At 73.9% G+C, this 17,230-nt stretch carries 15 protein-coding genes; 2 read left to right on the forward strand and 13 right to left on the reverse strand.

Going from position 1 to position 17,230, the window contains the following annotated elements; genetic code table 11:
* Positions 1-169: 169 nt before the first annotated feature.
* The 12 genes from EDF27_RS12390 to EDF27_RS12445 all read right to left on the reverse strand — a co-directional run bounded on the left by EDF27_RS12390 (position 170) and on the right by EDF27_RS12445 (position 14,187).
* The gene (locus tag EDF27_RS12390; protein WP_243698334.1) at positions 170-1,309 is read right to left on the reverse strand and encodes an LLM class flavin-dependent oxidoreductase; all 1,140 of its coding nucleotides are present in this window, start codon (positions 1,307-1,309) and stop codon (positions 170-172) included.
* Positions 1,306-2,937: an ABC transporter substrate-binding protein gene (locus tag EDF27_RS12395; protein WP_132049074.1), complete on the reverse strand. Its 1,632-nt coding sequence runs from the start codon at positions 2,935-2,937 to the stop codon at positions 1,306-1,308. Before EDF27_RS12395 ends, EDF27_RS12390 begins: the two co-directional genes overlap by 4 nt.
* Positions 2,934-4,655, reverse strand: coding sequence for an ABC transporter ATP-binding protein (locus EDF27_RS12400; protein ID WP_132049076.1), 1,722 nt, complete (start codon positions 4,653-4,655; stop codon positions 2,934-2,936). Before EDF27_RS12400 ends, EDF27_RS12395 begins: the two co-directional genes overlap by 4 nt.
* The gene (locus tag EDF27_RS12405) at positions 4,652-5,539 is read right to left on the reverse strand and encodes an ABC transporter permease (protein ID WP_123703882.1); all 888 of its coding nucleotides are present in this window, start codon (positions 5,537-5,539) and stop codon (positions 4,652-4,654) included. Before EDF27_RS12405 ends, EDF27_RS12400 begins: the two co-directional genes overlap by 4 nt.
* The gene (locus EDF27_RS12410; protein ID WP_132049078.1) at positions 5,536-6,570 is read right to left on the reverse strand and encodes an ABC transporter permease; all 1,035 of its coding nucleotides are present in this window, start codon (positions 6,568-6,570) and stop codon (positions 5,536-5,538) included. The genes EDF27_RS12405 and EDF27_RS12410 overlap by 4 nt, the downstream gene beginning before the upstream one ends.
* Entirely contained in the window at positions 6,567-7,598 is a 1,032-nt protein-coding gene (locus tag EDF27_RS12415) for an LLM class flavin-dependent oxidoreductase (protein ID WP_123703886.1), read from the reverse strand. The genes EDF27_RS12410 and EDF27_RS12415 overlap by 4 nt, the downstream gene beginning before the upstream one ends.
* Positions 7,595-8,956 (reverse strand): NtaA/DmoA family FMN-dependent monooxygenase, encoded by a 1,362-nt coding sequence (locus EDF27_RS12420; RefSeq protein ID WP_132049080.1) that lies wholly within the window; start codon positions 8,954-8,956, stop codon positions 7,595-7,597. Before EDF27_RS12420 ends, EDF27_RS12415 begins: the two co-directional genes overlap by 4 nt.
* Positions 8,953-10,239 carry an LLM class flavin-dependent oxidoreductase gene (locus EDF27_RS12425; RefSeq protein ID WP_132049082.1) on the reverse strand — a complete coding sequence of 429 codons (1,287 nt, stop codon included), beginning with the start codon at positions 10,237-10,239 and terminating at the stop codon, positions 8,953-8,955. The genes EDF27_RS12420 and EDF27_RS12425 overlap by 4 nt, the downstream gene beginning before the upstream one ends.
* Before the next feature lie 20 nt (positions 10,240-10,259).
* The gene (locus EDF27_RS12430; RefSeq protein ID WP_132049084.1) at positions 10,260-10,628 is read right to left on the reverse strand and encodes a carboxymuconolactone decarboxylase family protein; all 369 of its coding nucleotides are present in this window, start codon (positions 10,626-10,628) and stop codon (positions 10,260-10,262) included.
* Positions 10,629-10,773: 145 nt separating this feature from the next.
* The gene (locus EDF27_RS12435; protein WP_132049086.1) at positions 10,774-12,054 is read right to left on the reverse strand and encodes an NtaA/DmoA family FMN-dependent monooxygenase; all 1,281 of its coding nucleotides are present in this window, start codon (positions 12,052-12,054) and stop codon (positions 10,774-10,776) included.
* Positions 12,051-12,716 (reverse strand): LLM class flavin-dependent oxidoreductase, encoded by a 666-nt coding sequence (locus EDF27_RS12440; protein WP_132049088.1) that lies wholly within the window; start codon positions 12,714-12,716, stop codon positions 12,051-12,053. Before EDF27_RS12440 ends, EDF27_RS12435 begins: the two co-directional genes overlap by 4 nt.
* Positions 12,717-12,852: 136 nt before the next feature.
* Positions 12,853-14,187, reverse strand: a complete 1,335-nt coding sequence (locus EDF27_RS12445; RefSeq protein WP_132049090.1) for an acyl-CoA dehydrogenase family protein — start codon at positions 14,185-14,187, stop codon at positions 12,853-12,855.
* Between the two features lie 97 nt (positions 14,188-14,284).
* Between EDF27_RS12445 and EDF27_RS12450 the strand changes: the two genes are divergently transcribed.
* Complete coding sequence (locus tag EDF27_RS12450; protein WP_132049093.1) at positions 14,285-15,001, forward strand: MgtC/SapB family protein; 717 nt, start codon at positions 14,285-14,287, stop codon at positions 14,999-15,001.
* A gap of 405 nt (positions 15,002-15,406) precedes the next feature.
* A complete protein-coding gene (locus EDF27_RS12455; RefSeq protein WP_207909620.1) occupies positions 15,407-15,967 on the forward strand; it encodes a histidine phosphatase family protein in 561 nt (186 codons plus the stop codon).
* 4 nt (positions 15,968-15,971) lie between these two features.
* On the opposite strand, the gene EDF27_RS12460 is transcribed toward EDF27_RS12455, so the two are convergent.
* On the reverse strand, positions 15,972-17,156 hold the full coding sequence (locus EDF27_RS12460; RefSeq protein WP_132049097.1) for a DUF4232 domain-containing protein: 1,185 nt from the start codon (positions 17,154-17,156) through the stop codon (positions 15,972-15,974).
* Positions 17,157-17,230: the final 74 nt, after the last annotated feature.

Raw genomic sequence — 17,230 nt, forward strand, 5'->3', positions numbered from 1 at the left:
CCGGCCCCCCCCCCCCGAGCCGGAACGACAGCGGCGCTGTCGTACGACAGCGCCGCTGTCGTTCCTTGCACGCGCGGGGTGTTGCGGGCGCGGGAGAACGACGAGGTCGCTGTCGTACGACAGCGACCTCGTCGTTCGGGGTCAGGGCGGCGCCGCGCGCGCGGGCGGGTCAGGCGTGTGCGTGCGCCGCCGGCGCGGCCGCGGCGCGCGCGGCCCACGCGGCCGCGAGCAGCTCGTAGGAGCGGACGCGGGCCTCGTGGGCGTGGGTGATCGTCGTCACCAGGAGCTCGTCGGCGCCCGTCGCCCGGCGGAGGGTCTCCAGCCCGGCGACGACCTGCTCCGGCGCGCCCACGAACCGCGTGGCGACACGATCGGCCACCGACGCAGCGGCGGGCGCCTCGAGCGGGTGCGCTGCCGCGTCCTCGGGCGACGGGTACGGGACCGCGCCGACGCCGGACCGGATCGAGTACACCCAGGTGTCGTACCCGGCGCCGATCCGTGCGGCCTCCGCTGCGGTGTCCGCGACGACGACGTCCGCGGACACGATGACGTGCGGCGCCGCGAGGACCCCCGGTCGGAAGGCCGAGCGGTACGCCGCAACGGACGCCAGCACGGTGCCCGGCGACGTGTGGTAGTTCGCACCGTAGGGCAGCCCGAGCGCGCCGGCGATCCGCGCGCTCTCGCCCCCGGTGGAGCCGTGGACCCACAGTTCGACGTCGGCGCCGTCGGCCGGGGTGGCCTCGACGACCTCGCCGTCGCGGGTGAAGGTGCCGGCGAGGAAGTCGCGGATCAGGTCGACCTCGCCGGCGAACCCATCGACGTCGCCGGGGACGCGTCCGAGGAGCGCACCCTGCAGCGCGAAGCGACTGTTCGGCGCGATGGTGAAGTCGAACGGCGCGGGGATGAGCAGGCCGTCGACGACCTCGTCGGCACGCGGGGTGAGCGACGGCGCACGAGCCGCCCCGGGCGCCGGGGCACCGGAGCGCCCCAGTCCGAGGTCGAACCGCGGGCCGTACAGCCCGGTCAGCGTGCCGAAGGTCTCGGCGATCTGCAGCGCCCGCTGGTTCCCGACGAGCGTCGCCGCGCTGCCGACGCGGATCGACGACGTTGCCGCCGCGATCGCCCCGATCACGATGTTCGGCGCGCTGCCGGCCACCCCGGGGTTGAGGTGGTGCTCGGCGAGCCAGTACCGGGAGTACCCGGCCTGCTCGGCGTGCTGCGCGAGGTCGACCGCGTTCCGGAGCGCCTCGGCGGAGGTCGACCCGGCGCTGACGGGGACGAGGTCGAGGACGGCGAGCGGCGTCGTCACGAGGCGTCCTTCCAGGCGCCGGTGAGCTGGTCGAGGCGTGTGTCGGCGCCGTACGCGATGCCGTGCACGTCCTTCGCGGTGGCGATGATGCTCGTGAGCTCGTGCACCGGGACGAAGTCGGCCTGCGCCGCGATGCGCTCCTGGATCTGGTGGAAGGTCGCCTGGCGCTCGGCCACGGACGACTGCGACAGCTCCTTCGTGAACAGCGCGTCGAGGGTCGGGTCGTCCGCGCCGATGCTCTGCGCCCCGGTGCTGGTGAACTTGGAGCGGAGCACGTCCCCGTCGGCGCGGGAGTTGTTGTCCCACGAGACGTCCCAGTTCCCGCTCGCGAGGTTGGCGAGGTACTGCGGGACGGTGCCGCTCTCGAGGGTGAGGCCGACGCCGACCTTCTTGAGCTCCTGCTGGATGAGCTCGAGCGAGGTCTGGTTCGGGCCGAAGTTCGTGATCCAGACCAGCTTGAGCTGGAGCTTCTCCCCCGCACGAGCACGGATCCCGTCGGCACCCTTCACCCAGCCGGCCTTCGTCAGCGCGGCGGACGCCGCCGCGGGGTCGTACGCGAGCGTGGAGGAGGTGTCGGTGAACCCGGGCGTCGTCGACCCGAGGACGGACTTGCCGACCTTGAACAGCGAGTTCAGCGACGTGTCCCGTACCGCCTTCGGGGAGACGGCCTGCGCGATCGCCTTCCGCACCGCCAGGTCGGCGACGAGCGGCCGCTCCTGGTTGAAGGTCAGGCCGAAGACCTGGCCGGGGTTCGCGCGGGTGACGAGGGCGAACTGCGACTGCAGGGAGTCGGTGTCGCTCGGCTGCACGCTGCTGATCGCGTCGAGCTGTCCGGACTGCAGGCTGCCGGAGCGGACGCTCGCCTCCGGGACGACCTGGAACGTGACCTTCGACAGGTGGGCGGCGCCGGCGTTCGACCGTGCGGCGGGCCCCCAGTCGTAGTCCTTCCGCTTCGTGATCACGGTCGACGTGTTCTTCGTGTACGACGACAGGGTGAACGGCCCGGTGCCCACGACGTCGGCGCCGGTGGCCCGGTCGGCGAAGGGCGCCTTCGTCGTCCCGGGAGAGACGATGCCGAGTGCGACCGAGGACGCCGCGTTCGGGAACGCCGCGTTCGCGCTCGAGAAGTCCACCTCGACGGTGTCGTCGTCCACGACCTTCGTCCCGCGGTACCCGGAGAAGGACGAGGCCGCGGTGCTCGCGGCACCGGCGGCCGCGATGTCGTCGAAGGTGTCCTTGACCGCGGTCGCGTCGAACGCGGTGCCGTCCGAGAACGTCACGCCGGACCGCAGGTCGAACGTGAACGCCGTGGCGTCGCTGTTCGCGGTGTACCCCGTCGCGAGCCAGGGCTTCAGCGACCCGTCGGACGGGTCCTGCCAGAGCAGCGAGTCGACGAGCTGCCGGGTGATGGCGAGCGTGTCGTTGCCCGCGCCGATCCCGGACGGGTTGAGCGAGATGGGGTCGTTGGCGATCGCGTAGGTCAGGTCGCCACCGTCGACCGGCTTCGACGAGCCGGACCCGGCCGACGCGGCCGTCCCGCCCGAGGAGCAGCCGGCCATGACGAGGGCCGCCGCGGCGCCGGCCGCGATCGCGGCCACCAGTCGGTACGGGGTTCGTGCGGTGGTCATGATGCTCCTTCGGGGGTGACGATGTCGACGACGCCGAGATCGGGTGCGACCCGGCCCCAGGGGCCGGCATCGGGTGCGACGCGGCCCGAGGGGCCGGCATCGGGTGCGACGCGCCGGGATCGTCCCGGGATCGCATCGAGCAGCGCACGGGTGTACTCGTGCTGCGGGTCGTGCAGGACCTGGGCGACGTCGCCGTGCTCGACGACGCGGCCGCCCCGGAGGACGGACACCTCGTGCGCGATGCGGCGGACGACGGCCAGGTCGTGCGAGATGAAGAGGTAGGACACACCGAGCCGCTCCTGCAGCTCGGCGAGCAGGTCGAGGATCTGCGCCTGCACCGACACGTCGAGCGCCGAGACGGGTTCGTCGAGCACGACGAAGGACGGGTCGAGCGCCAGCGCCCGGGCGATCGCGACACGCTGCCGCTGCCCGCCGGAGAGCTCGTCCGCGCGGCGTCGCAGCACGGACGCCGGCAGCGCGACCAGGTCGACGAGTTCCCTGGCGCGGGCGGCCCGGGACCGGCGGGAACCGATGCCGAACGCGGCGAGCGGGTCCGCGATCACGGACTCGATCGCGAGCTTCGGGTGCAGCGCCGCGTACGGGTTCTGCTGCACGATCTGCGCCCGTCGCCGGAACGCACGGAGTGCTGCACCCCGGTGGCCGACGGGGCTGCCGTCGAACAGCACCGTGCCGGCGTCGGCGCGTTCCAGGCCGAGCACGAGCCGCGCGGTGGTCGACTTCCCCGACCCCGACTCCCCCACCAGCGCGAGCGTGCGGCCGCGCGGGACGGTCACGTCCACCCCGTCGACGGCGGTCACGTGGCCGAAGGACTTCCGCAGTCCGGTCGCGACGACGAGCGGGTCACCGGATCCGGACGGAAGGCTCGGCTCGGCCCCGACGACACCGGTCACGTCGTCGAGACTGGGCGCGGCTGCGATGAGGGCACGGGTGTACGCCTCGCGCGGGGAGCCGAGCACCTCGTCCGGGGTGCCCTGCTCGACGATCCGCCCCTCGGAGAGCACCACGATCCGGTCGGCCCGGTCGGCGGCGACCCCGAGGTCGTGCGTGATGAAGAGCACGCTCGTGCCCCGCTCCGCGACGAGGCGGTCGAGGTGGTCGAGGATCGTCCGCTGCACGGTGACGTCGAGCGCGCTCGTCGGCTCGTCGGCGACGAGGAGCTCCGGGTCGCCGATGAGCGCGATCGCGATGAGCACGCGCTGCCGCATCCCGCCGGAGAGCTCGTGCGGGTACTGCCGGGCGCGGAGCTCCGGGCGGTCGATGCCGGCGCGACGGAGCTCCTCGACGGCGCGCGCCGCGGCCTGGGCGCCGGTGGCGATGCCGTGGATCCGGAGGACCTCGGCGACCTGCGTGCCGATCCTCGTGACCGGGTTGAGCGAGACCGTGGGGTCCTGCGGCACGAAGCCGATGCGGACGCCGCGGACCGCGCGGACCTCCGCGTCCGTGGCGGTGACCAGGTCGAGGTCCGCGGTACCGGTGCCCGCCCCGGCGAGGTTCGCCGAGCCTCCCGTCAGGGTCGCCGCTGCGGGCAGGAGCCGGAGGACGGCGTGGGCCGTCGTCGACTTGCCCGAACCGGACTCGCCGACGATCGCGACGCGCTCGCCGCGCCCGATGTCGAACGAGATGCCGTGCAGCGTGGTGCGGCGGGACGCGCCGTGTCCGTGGTCGACCGTCAGGTCGCGGATGGTGAGGAGGCTCATCGGATCGCCCGCCGTTCGGTGTCGAGTGCCCGAGCGAGCCGGTTGCCGGCGAGGACCGTCACCGCGATGACGAGACCCGGGATCGTGGTGAGCCACCACGAGGTGGCGATGAAGTCGCGGCCGGTGGCGACGAGCGAGCCCCACTCCGGCTGCGGTGGCTGGGCGCCGTAGCCGAGGAAGCTCAGGCTCGACACGGCGAGGATCGCGGTGCCGAACTCGAGCGCGGCGAGCACGAGCACCGGTCCTGCGGCGTTCGGCAGCACGTGCACGAGCAGGACCCGCCACCAGCGGTTGCCGTTCGCGGACGCCGCCTCGACGTACTGCGCCGTGCGCACGCGGACCACCTCGGAGCGCATGATCCTGGCGATCGTGGCGATGCTCGCGACGCCGACCGCCACCGCGACGTTGACCGTGCCGAAGCCGAGGACGGTGACGATCGTCAGGCTGAGCAGGAGGCTCGGGATCGCGAGGAGGACGTCGGCGACGCGCATCAGCACGGCGTCGACGACCCCGCCGACGAACCCGGCGACGAGCCCGACGAGCGAGCCGCCGACCAGACCGATGGCGATCGCGAGGACGGCGGCCTGCAGCGTGAGCGCGGTGCCGTGCACGACGCGGGCGTAGAGGTCGCGGCCGAGCTGGTCGGTGCCGAACCAGTGCGCGGCGTCGGGTGCGGTGAGCTTCGCGGCAGGGTCGGCGGCGAGTGGGTCGTGGTGCGTCAGGGCTCCGGGGAGCAGTGCCGCGAGGACCACGAGCGCGAGCCAGACCACGGCGATCGTCAGGGTCGGGCGGGCGACGAGAGCGCCGGCGAGGGTGCCGCTGCGGCCGGTGCTCCGCCGTGTCGTCAGGCCGGCGCCGAGCGCGAGTCCGGTCGTCTCGGTCATGCGGGTACCCCCTGGGGCGTCGGTCCGGTCGGCTCGTTGGTCGGTCCGCCGGTCGGACCGTTGCTCGACGACCTGTCCGGCTCGCGGAGCCTCCGGCGGCTGCCGGCGACGACCACACGCGGGTCGAGGAGCGGGTACACGAGGTCGACGATGAGGTTCACGACGACGAAGATCGCCGCGGCCAGGAGCACGATCCCCTGCACGACCGGGATGTCCTGCTGCTGCACGGCCGTCGCGGTCACCCGGCCGAGGCCCGGTCGGGAGAACACGGTCTCGGTGACGACGGTGCCGGAGAACAGCTGCCCGACGATGAGCCCGGTGACGGTGAGCGCCGGCAGGGCGGCGTTCTTCAGCGCGTGCCGGAGCTGCACCCGCCACCGGCCGGCGCCCTTGGCGTAGGCGGTGTCGACGTACGGCTCGCGGAGCGTCTGCACGAGCGACTTCGAGAGCAGCTGCGCGATCGTGGCACCGGTCGGCAGCGCCAGCGTGATCGCGGGCAGCACGATCGACGCCGCGCCCGCACCGCCGAACGCCGGGAACAGGTGCAGGCCGAACGAGAACCACTGCACCAGGAGCAGGGCGAACCAGAAGCCCGGCACGGCGACGCCGATCGGGGGCAGCTGCAGGAGGAACTGTCCGAGCGCCCGGTTGCGCGTCCAGGTCGCGAGGACCGCCAGGCCACCGCCGACGAGGACCGCGAGGACGAGTCCGGCGACCGCGATCTGCGCCGTGGGCAGGACCGCCTCGCCGATCACGTCGGCGACCGGACGACCACTGCCGATGGAGCGGCCGAGGTCGCCGGTGAACAGCGCGCCGAGGTGCTGGACGTACTGGACGAGCACCGGCTGGTCGAGGCCGTACTGGTGCCGGAGGGCATCGAGCTGGGCGGCCGTGACGTCGGTCGCGTCCGGGCCGACGAGGATCCGGGCGGGGTCGCTCGGCAGCACGTAGAGGACGAAGAACGAGATCGTCCAGGCGGCCCAGAGCACGAGGACCGCCTGACCGATCCGGGAGAGCACGTACCGGGTCATGCCGGAACCGCCTCGGCGCGGTGGATCGCCGGGGTCCAGCCGAGCTCCGGGGCGACCTTCGTCACGACGTCCTCGACGATCTGCTCGTACTCGTCGGCAGCGAACTCGTACGGCAGCTCGACACGGAACTCGTCGACCTCGGCGAACGTGGCGTCGTGCACGAGCTGCTCGACGATCTGCTCGCTCGTCCCGACGAGGTCCGCCGAGAACAGGGTCCGGCGCGGGCCCTGCGGCGCGGTCTGCCGCTCCAGCCGGGAGTCCCGCCACGCGGTGTAGCGGTCGCGGGAGACCCGGTCGGCGGAGTCGGTCGGCACCAGGCAGCGACCCCAGGCCAAGCGGGGCCGGTGGCCCTCGGGGAGCGCGGCGCGGTACGCGGCGAGCTGGTTCCGCTGCGCGGTCCCGTAGTCGTCGGTGTCCTCGCCCGAGGTGAGGTTCCCGAGGAGCAGGTTGAGCCCGGCGCTGCCGGCGAACGCGGCCGAGCGGAGCGACCCGGCGCCGTACCAGACGCGGTCGACGAGCCCCGGCGCGTACGGCTGCAGCCGCGGGCGCTGCACGTTGCCCGGGCTGGCGATGACGGTGTCCGCGTCGCCGAGGAACGTCCCGTGGAGGTTCTCCAGGAAGCGGGACACCCGGCCGTACCCGAGGTCGAAGGAGCGCCAGTCGCCGTCGAACACCCGGTCACCGAGGAGGTCCGCGTGCGGGGTGCCGGTCGAGAGTCCGACCTGGACGCGGCCGTGCGACAGGACGTCGGCGAGCGAGAAGTCCTCGGCGAGGCGGAACGGGCTCTCCCACCCGATCGGGACCACCGCGACGCCGAGTTCGATGCGCGTCGTGCGCTGCGACGCCGCGGCGAGGAACACCGCCGCGGACCCGATGCCGTGCTCGAGGTGGCGGTGCCGGACCCAGGCGCCGTCGACGCCGAGCCGTTCCGCGGTGGCGAAGAGGTCGAGCGTGGACTCGAGGCCGGCCGCCGGTGCGTCGTCGTCGAAGTTCCCCGGCACGAGGACGGCGAGGCTGTCGATGCTCACGCGAACACCTCCTGGCTGGTGGAGACGCCCGGCAGCCCGAGCGTCTGGCGGAGCGTCGCGCCCTCGTCGTAGGAGCGCCGGTACACGCCGCGCTCCTGGAGGATCGGGACGACGGTGTCGACGAACTCGTCGAGGCCGTACGGGTTCGTGTGCGGGACGACGACGAACCCGTCGGTCGCCCGCTCCTGCACGTACCGGTCGATCTCGGCGGCGATGTGCGACGCCGTGCCGACGAAGCCGCCGCGGGTCGAGACCTCGATCACCAGGTCCCGGATCGACAGGCGCTCGGCGGCCGCCCGGTCGCGCCAGCCCTGCACGAGGGCCGGGACGTCCCGGACGTGCCGTGCACGCCCCCGGGTGATCGCGGCGCCGTCGAGGTCCGGTTCGACCTCCGGCAACGGACCGTCGACGTCGTACCCGGACAGGTCGCGGTTCCAGACCTGCTCGAGGAACGCGATCGCGGTCGCCGGGCTCACCTGGCCGCGGCGGATGGCGCGGGCGCGCTCCTCGGCGTCGGCCGTGGTGTCCCCGATCACGAACGTCGCGCCGGGGAGGATGTGCAGCTCGTCCTTCGACCGTCCGACGCGCTCGAGCCGGGTCGTGACGTCGGCGTAGAACTGCTGGGCGTCGGCGAACTCGGTGTGCAGCGAGAAGACCACCTCGGCGCGGGTCGCCGCCAGGTCCCGGCCCTCGTCGGAGTCGCCGGCCTGCACGATCACCGGGTGCCCCTGCGGGCTCCGCGGTACCGCGAAGGTCCCGGTGACGTCGAACTGTGCGCCGTGGTGGTCGACGTCCCGGATCCGGGAGCGGTCGGCGAACACGCCCGTGCGCCGGTCGGCGACGATCGCGTCGGCCTGCCACGAGTCCCACAGCGCACGGGCGACGTCGATGAACTCGGCGGCCCGGGTGTAGCGCTCGGACGGGTCGAGGAAGCCGCCGCGGCGGAAGTTCGCACCGTGGAACGCGTCCGAGCTCGTCACGACGTTCCAGCCGGCACGGCCGCCCGTCAGGTGGTCGAGCGTGGCGAGCTGCTTCGCGAGCTCGACCGGCTCGTTGAACGTCGTCTGCAGGGTGCCGACGAGTCCGATGTGCTCCGTCACGCCGGCGAGGGCGGCGAGGATCGCGAGCGTGTTCGGCCGTCCGACGACGTCCAGGTCGTGGATCCGGCCCTTCTGCTCGCGGAGCCGGAGCCCCTCGGCGAGGAACAGGTAGTCGAACAGCCCGCGCTCGGCGTTCCGGGCGAAGTGCTCGAACGACGAGAACGCGATCTGGCTCTCCGCTCGGTCGTCGCTCCACACGGTGGTGTTGTTGACGCCGGGGAAGTGCGCGGCGAGGTGGACCTGGCGCTGGGTGCTCATGCGGGGACTCCTCCGGTCAGGGCGGTGCTGGCGGCGGTCGCGTACCGGCTGACGGCTGGCGCGATGCCGAGCCGGGTGCGCAGGTCGGCCGCGGGACGGGATGCCACGTCGGCGCGGAGGCCGGCCGTGACGAGCGCGGGGACGAGCCGACGCGCGATGGCGGTGCTGTCCTCCGGGATGCGGAGCGGCCGGAGCCGGACGCCGGCGTACCCGACCGCACGGAGATCGGCGATGCGCTCGACCAGGTCGGGGACCGTCGTCGCGAGCACCGCGGCGTCCGAACCGGACCCCACCGCGTACGGGGCTCCCGCGGCGGCGTCGAGCGCGGCGAGGGCGTCGGTCGCCTCCGCCGAGGTGGACCCGATGAGCACCGCGAAGTCCGCGAGGACCGGACGCGGGGCCGTGGACCCGGCTGCCTGCTCCAGCTGACGGACCTCGTCGACCCAGGCACGGGCCTCCCGGCCGTCGATGCCGGGCGTGACCAGCACGACGTCCGCGACGTCCACGGCCAGCGCGGCCGCGTCCGTGCGGTGCGCCAGCGAGAACACCGGCGGCCGGCCCTGCGGCGACCGGGGGACGATCGACGCGCCGTGGACCGAGACGTGCTCGCCGGTGAACTCGGCGTTGTGGATCCGGTCCCGGTCGATGAAGCGGCCGGTCGTGATGTCGCGGATGACGGCGTCGTCGTCCCAGCTGTCCCAGAGGCGGTCGACGACCTCGGCGACCTCGCGGGCTTCGGCGAACAGGTCCGCGATCTGCTCGGGTGCGGGGACGGGGACACCGGATGCGGTCGGGAGGGTGCGGCGGCCGAAGAGGTCCGCCTCGCGCTGGGTCGGGCTGGCCTGCAGGCGCCAGCCGGCGCGGCCGAGGGACACGTGGTCGAGGGTCTGCAGGGCGGTGGCGACGTGGAACGGCTCGGTGTGGGTGACGCTGACGGTCGGGACCAGGCCGATCTGGCGGGTGGCCGGGGCCACTGCCGCGGCGATGAGGAGGGCGTCGAGGCGGCCGACGACGGTGCGGGTGTCCAGGTCGCCGGTGGTGCTCGTGGTCGGGCCGGCGCCGTCGCGCGCGGTCGGGCCGGCACCGTCGCGCGCGGTCGGGCCGGCGGTGAACGAGTCCTCGATGGTGACGGCGTCGACGCCGAGGCGGTCCTGCTCGACGATGACGTCGCGCCAGTGCCGGAGCGTCGTGAGCCGCTCGGCGTCGGAGTCGGCCGCGCGCCAGGCGGCGGGGTGCCAGCCGGCGCCCTGCAGCGCGGTGACCAGGGTGATGCGATCGGGCATGGGGTCCTCGGTCCTGGGTGTCAGTGGGTGTGCGCTGCGGCGTCGGCGGGTGCTGCGGCTTCGGCGCCGAACTTGAAGCCGAGGCGGCCGTGGGCGAAGCCGCCGCCGGCGCGGATCGCGGTCGCGACCCAGGCGGCCTCGGCGAGCTCGGCCTCGGTCGCGCCGGCGGTGACCGCCCGTTGCGAGTGGGCGTCGATGCAGTAGACGCACTGCGTGGTGATGCCGACCGCGACCGCGATGAGCTCCCGGTACTTCAGCGGGATCGCGCGCTCGTCGGCCTGGAACACCGCGTCGTCGAACCGGGCGAATGCGCTGAGGATGTCCGGGGTCTCGCGCTTGTAGACGGCGGTGAAGGTCTTGTCGTGCTCACGGTCGAGGAAGTCGGTCATGCGCCGACGGTACGGCCGGAGGGGCCGTCCCACGACAGGTGTTGCGGCCCGTGACCGGGGGTTTCGTCATGTGACTCGGCCCGGCGGCCGCTCGTCACACAGCGTCATGCGGGCGCGCTGCGCGTCACGCGGGGCGCGCTGCGCGTCACGCGGGGCGCGCTCGTGCTGCCAGGCGGCCGCGCAGCGTCGCGTGCTCGTACTCGCGGTGGAAGACGCCCCGCTCCTGCAGGATGGGGACGAGGTGGTCCACGACGGTCTCGAGCCCCCGCGGGAACTCGTCGATCATGAGGTTGATGCCGTCGGCCGCACGGCTCCGGTACCAGTCCTCGATCGTGTCGGCTGCCTGCTCGGGGGTGCCGACCACGATCCGGGCCCCGTAGCCACCGAACCCACGGAGCACGTCCCGTAACGAGGTGTTGTTCGCGCGGACCCACCGCACGACGGTCTCGTGGTACCCGAGGGACGGTCCGTAGGTGACCGGATCGACCTCGCGGTCGAGGATCCGCGCCGGGATCGGGGCGTCCAACGGCAAGTCGGTGAGGTCGGCGTCCAGGTGGGTGCCGAGCGCCCGGAGTGCGTAGCCGTCGGGGGCGAGCGACTCCAGGTGGTCGAAACGGGCGCGGGCCTCGGCCTCGGTGCTGCCGAGGACGAGCGACAGTCCGGGGACGATCGTCACGTCAGAGGACCGCCTCCCGTGCGTCTCCGCCGCGAGTTTCACCGCCCGGAGGTGCTCGCGCGCAGGCTCCGGGGTCAGCTCGACGGCGAAGACCCCCTCCGCGACCCGGGCCGCGAGGTCACGGCCGTGCGGGGACCCGCCCGCCTGGAACACGACGGGGTGGCCCTGCGCCGAGGGCGGGACACGGAGCGCTGCACCGTCGTGCGACAGGAACTCGCCGCGGAACCGCACGTCCTCGCCGGTCTCCGCCGAACGCCAGAGCGCCTGGACCAGGTCGACGAACTCCCCCGCCCTGGCATAGCGCTCGGGCCGGTCCGGGTTCTGGTCCACGCCGAAGTTCGCGGACACCGAGCGGTCGTAGGTCGTCACGGCGTTCCAGGCGGACCGGCCACCGGAGATCGTGTCGAGCGAGAGGGTCCGTTCGGCGAGTTCGACGGGGTCGTTGTAGGTGGTCGACGCGGTCCCGACGAGGCCGAGGTGCGTCGTGGCGCCGGCGATCACGCCGAGGGCCACGAACGGTTCGAGGAGCCCGTAGGCGCGGACGTTCGGGTCGCTGTACGACGGGTGGTCGGCGAGGAAGACCATGTCGAGCAGCCCGCGTTCGGCGGTGCGACCGAGGTCCTCCCAGAACGCGGCGCCGAGCAGGTCGGTCGGCTGGACGTCCTGGGTCCGCCAGGCCGCTGGCCGCTGCCCGAAGCCCTGCAGGTTGACGCCGAGGACGAGCCCCGCGTCCGCGTCCCGCCCGCTCATGCCGGCCCCGGCCCCGGCCCCAGGTCGGGCACGGTCGTCGCGGACAGGACGAGGTCCGCTTCCGGCAGGTCGACGTCGTCCCACACCGCGAGGACCGGAGACCCCTGCACGCTCGACGGCGTCGTGAGGGGACCGCGGACCCGGTAGCCACCGGGTCCGCCGTCGTGGTCGAGCTGTCGGACGAGCCCGGTGTCGGCGAAGACCCCGGTGTCCCGGTCCCCGACGATGCTCTCGAGCGGCCAGGTCGTCCAGAGGCCGGACACCACCCGGGCGAACTCGGCGGGGTCGTGCTCCTCGTCCGACGGGGGCACGCCGTGGTCCCGGGCGCCGACGAGGATCCCGACCCGGCCGCCGAGCACGTGGTCGAGGGAGAGGATCCGGCGTGCGACGTTGTACGGGTGCTCGCGGGTGGGCGCCACGGCGATCAGGAAGCGGTGCTCCGGCAGGGCCCGACCGAGCGCCAGCGCTGCCGAGGTCGGGTCGAGTCGGTACCCGCGGCCGCGCTGCGGGTCGAAGCGGTCGGCACCGATCACGACCGTGTCGGCGCCGGAAGCGCGGATCCGGTCGGCGAGCAGCGCGACCCCGCCCGGCCGCGTGACCGCGGCGGTGAGGTCGGCGTCCGGCACGCCGACGTGGCGGTCGATGGCGGTGGGTGCGTGCACGTGGGCCTCCCGGGTGTGGAACGGCCCGTCATCTCCGCCTCCCCAGCGTCGGTGACGGGCCGATGCCGACGACCGTACGGGCTCGGCGCGCTCCGGTGCGCCGAGGTGTCACCGGGTTGCCCGCGATGACGGGACGTTACGACGACGTCGTCGCAGCGCTGCCCGGTGTGACGGGGTCGGCGGTCTCGCGGGGCGTCGTGCGCGCGCCGGGGTCGGCGGTCTCGCGGGGCGTCGTGCGCGCGCGCGGCTCGGAGCGGTCGAGCGGGCTCGCGCCGTTCACCAGGTGGTCCCCGACGATGCGCCGCTTGTGCACCCGGGGGTTGTGCGAGGACAGGGTCCTGGCGTTCCGCCAGTGCCGGTCGAGTCCGAGCGACCGGAAGGTGCCCGACGAACCGAGGGCGTCGAAGACGAGCGTCGTCGCGTCGAGCACCGCGTCCGTGACGACGGTCTGCGCCTGGGCGACCGTGATCCAGCTCCGCTCGAGTCCGGCGCGGAGGAGCTCGTCCGACGTCGGGTCGGCCCCGGCCGCACGGAGTTCCGCGTGCCGGGACACCACCGCGTCGATCGAGCCGAGGCTCGCGACGAACGCCGCGTCCGCCGCGTACACCCGCGCCGCGACGGTCCCGATCGCGGCGAGCAGCTCCGGGTCGTCGGTCGGCCGGACCTCGGTGCCGTTGTGGTGTCCACGCGCGCGGGCACGGAGTGCGTCGACGCCGTCGCGGAGGGCCGCACGACCGATCCCGACCAGGATCGCGTGCATGAAGGTCTGGTAGTACTGCTCCTGGTACGGGTACCGGGTGGCGAACGGCAGCACCCGCTCGTCGGGGACGTGCACGTCGGTGTACCGGACGCTCCCGCTGCCGGTGATGCGCTGCCCGAAGCCGTCCCAGTCGTCCCCGATCGTGACACCGGGGTCCTCGGCATCGACCAGAGCGACGACCTGGTCGCCGGTCTCGTCGAGCGCCATCACCGTGATCCACCTGGCGTAGATGCTGCCCGTCGAGTAGAACTTCGCGCCGCTCACCCGCCACCCGCCGTCGGGGTCCCGTCGCGCCGTCGTCGTGATGCGTTCCCCCGCGGCGTTCGGCGTCTCGCTCCAGCCGCCCCCGACGATCTCCCCGTTCCCGAGCCGCTCCACGACGTGCCGGTCGAACGCGGTCCCCTCGGCGTGCACCCGGTCCTCGACGAACGAGAAGTGGTTCCGCCACACGTGCGCCAGGTTCGGGTCCACCTCGGCGATCTCGGCGATCGCCCGGAACAGGTCCGACAGCCGCGCACCGGCACCGCCCCACGCCGTCGGGGTCAGCCACCGGGAGAACCCGGCGTCCACCAACCACCCGAGCTGCTCGGTCGCCGGCCGCTCCGCCTGCTCGCGCTCGAGGGCGTCCGCGCCGATCCGCTCGATCACGGGCCGGAGCGGTGCGATGAGGTCGTCGTACCGGTCATCTGCGGGGATCTCGCTCGGACACATGCGGCGCACGCTACCGACGCGCTCACGCCCGCGGGAGCCCTGCCGCAACGGGACGGAACCGGACGCAACACGGCGTCACAGGCGTACCGTCGACCCGATGAGCATCCAGGACCTGACCGCGCCGTTCGCCGGACAGGGGCTGCTCCAGATCGGCGAGGTGCTCCTCGCCTTCGTGCTCGCGTCCCTCATCGGACTCGAACGGCAGCTCCGGTCGAAGAGCGCCGGCATGCGCACCCAGACGATCGTCGGCACCGCGTCCGCCCTGATGCTCCTCGTCAGCAAGTACGGCTTCAGCGACGTCCTCGTCGAGGGCCACGTCGTGCTCGACCCGTCCCGCGTCGCCGCGCAGATCGTCTCCGGCGTCGGGTTCCTCGGTGCCGGCCTGATCCTCACCCGGCGCGGAGCCGTCCGGGGACTGACGACCGCGGCCTCGGTGTGGGAGACCGCGGCGATCGGCATGGCCGCCGGCGCCGGGCTGTGGCTCCTCGCCCTCGTGGTCACCGCGCTGCACTTCGTCGTCGTCTTCGGCTACACCGCGCTGATCCGCGCGCTCCCGCGGTCCTCCGACACGTCCCTGACGCTCGACGTCGTGTACGACGCCGGTCGCGGGGTGCTCCCCCGGGTCCTCGCGCTCGTCACCGCCGGCGGGTGGCACGTGGGCCGGCTCGTGCAGCAGGAGAGCGACCGCGACGGCGCGACGGCGGTGCGCCTCGAGGTCACCGGCGCTCGGGAGCCCGACGTGCTGCTGGCGCGCCTCGGCGAGGTCGAGGGCGTCCGCGTGGTCGACCCCACGGTCGCCGACGACCTGGAGTGAGGCAGGGTCGTTCCCCGCAACGACGTCGCGGCCCGTCACCGCGGGCTGCACCCGGCAACCGCCGGACGGGAGGCCCGTGACCCGTCACCCGGAACACCACCCGGCAACCACCGGACGGGAGGCTCGTGACCGGCCCGATCCGAGCCTCCCGTCCGTCAGCTGGTCGGCGCAACCGCCCCTGCCGGGCCCGCGCAGATCGCCCGACGCCGCGCGTTCCTTCCCATGACGCTCGCGCTGGGAAGTGGGAACGCGCTTACGGGGGCAAAAGAATCGACCTCCTACGCGCGATTCGACCCCCTACGCGCGAATCGACTCCCTACGCGCGATCCAACCCCCTACGCGCGGATCGACCACGCGCGAGCGCGAACCGGGCAACGTGACCCGCGCACCTGCCAGGATCGACGAGTGCCCTCGTACTTCCTGACCCACGCCGAAGTGGACGTGGACCCCGCCGAACCGATCGAGTCGTGGAGGCTGTCCGCCACCGGACGCATCCGTGCCGGGGCAGCGCACCGGACCGCCTGGGACCCGGCCATCGCCCGCATCGTCTCGAGCGAGGAGCGCAAGGCCGTCGAGACCGCCGCGCTCCTCGGCGGGGCCGTGTCCATCACCCCGGCGACGGACCCGCTGCTCGGCGAGATCGACCGGAGCGCGACGGGCTACCTGCCGCTCGCCGAGTTCGAGCCCGTCGTCGACGCGTTCTTCGCCCGCCCCACCGAGTCGGTGCGCGGGTGGGAACGGGCGGTCGACGCCCAGGCGCGCATCGTCGCCGCGGTCCGGGCACACACCGCGGACGGGTCCGACGTCACGATCGTGTCGCACGGTGCCGTCGGGGCGCTGCTCCTGGCAGACCTGCTCGGTGAGCCGATCTCGCGCGCGCTCGACCAGCCCGGCATGGGCAGCGTGTTGACGTTCGACCCGCGCACCTGGAGCGCCCGCTCCCGGTGGTCGCGCGTCACGCCCTGACCGCTCAGTCGCTGCCCGTGGTCGGCGCCGCCCAGGCGCTGACGGTGACCGTCGCGTCCGCGGCCAGGTCCGTGTCCGCGGTGAGCGGCGTCCGGGACGCCCCGGCGTAGGGCGCGAGCCAGAACGTCGAGACGGCCTCGCCGGTCCCGCCGGCACCCCACGACAGCGCGGCGACCGCGGTCGCTCCGGGCGCCACCGTCACCGGAGCGGGCGTCGCCGCGCCGCCCATGTACGAGGCCCCGTGCTCGAGCGGCACGGCGACGGTCGCCCCGTCGTCGGCCGCGAACGCGACGTCCGGGAACCCGTCGACGATGCACGCCGAGGACGACCGGTTCACCAGCACGACCGACATCGCCCGGTGTCCGAGCGCGCCGTCGACCCCGGACAGCGACAGCTGCACGTCCTCGGCGGAACACCAGCCCGCGCCCGGCGTGACGGGATCGGCAGCAACGGGCGCCGGCGCCGCCGGCCGTGGCGTCGGGGTCACGGTCTCGGTCGGCAGCCCGTCCGGCGTGCCCCCGGCGGCGACCCGCGCGTCGCGAGCGATGGTCGGCTGGACGGCGATCAGCACGACCGCGACCACGAGCGCGGCGGCTCCGGCGACGGCGGCGGTCCGGCGACCGGCTCGCGTCCTCGACGTCGACCCGGCCGGGAGGCGCGGTGCGGCTCCCACGATGACCGCCGGCACCCAGCCCCACACGGTCCCGAACCACCCGGTCGCCACCGCGGTCGGGATCGCGTCGCGGAGCACCCACATGTACCCGTTCGGGCCGGGGTCGACGACCGCGGTGCCGACGGTCCAGAGCAGGGCGGTGAGGTCTGCCGCGAACACGGCGACGAGCCACGCGGCGCCGATGCGGAGCAGCCGGGAGGACGTGGCCCATCCTGGTCGGCCCGCGACGAGGGCGAGTCCGAGTCCGAGCAGCGCGCCGAACAGCACGGCCACGAGGACCGGTTGCACGACGTTCCAGGGTGCGACCTGCGCCCAGACCACCGGCGGCGCGGTCGGCGGGAGGACGAGGTCGATCACCGACGAGTACCGCGACGTCCCGGCGGACCAGGAGAGTCCGGCGCCGGCGAGTCCGACCAGCAGCCACACGACCGCGCCGGCGACGGCGGCGATCGGGACGACTGGTCGGACCCGCGCCGCCCGCTCGGAGCGGTCGGCGATCGATTCCCCCGTGTCCACGACCGGCAGCCTAGGGCGGGCGCGGCTGGTCCTCGCGCGTCGGCGCTCGGGGATGTGTCCCGGGACCCATCCGC

This window comes from Curtobacterium sp. PhB136 (assembly GCF_004346855.1).
Classification (GTDB): domain Bacteria; phylum Actinomycetota; class Actinomycetes; order Actinomycetales; family Microbacteriaceae; genus Curtobacterium.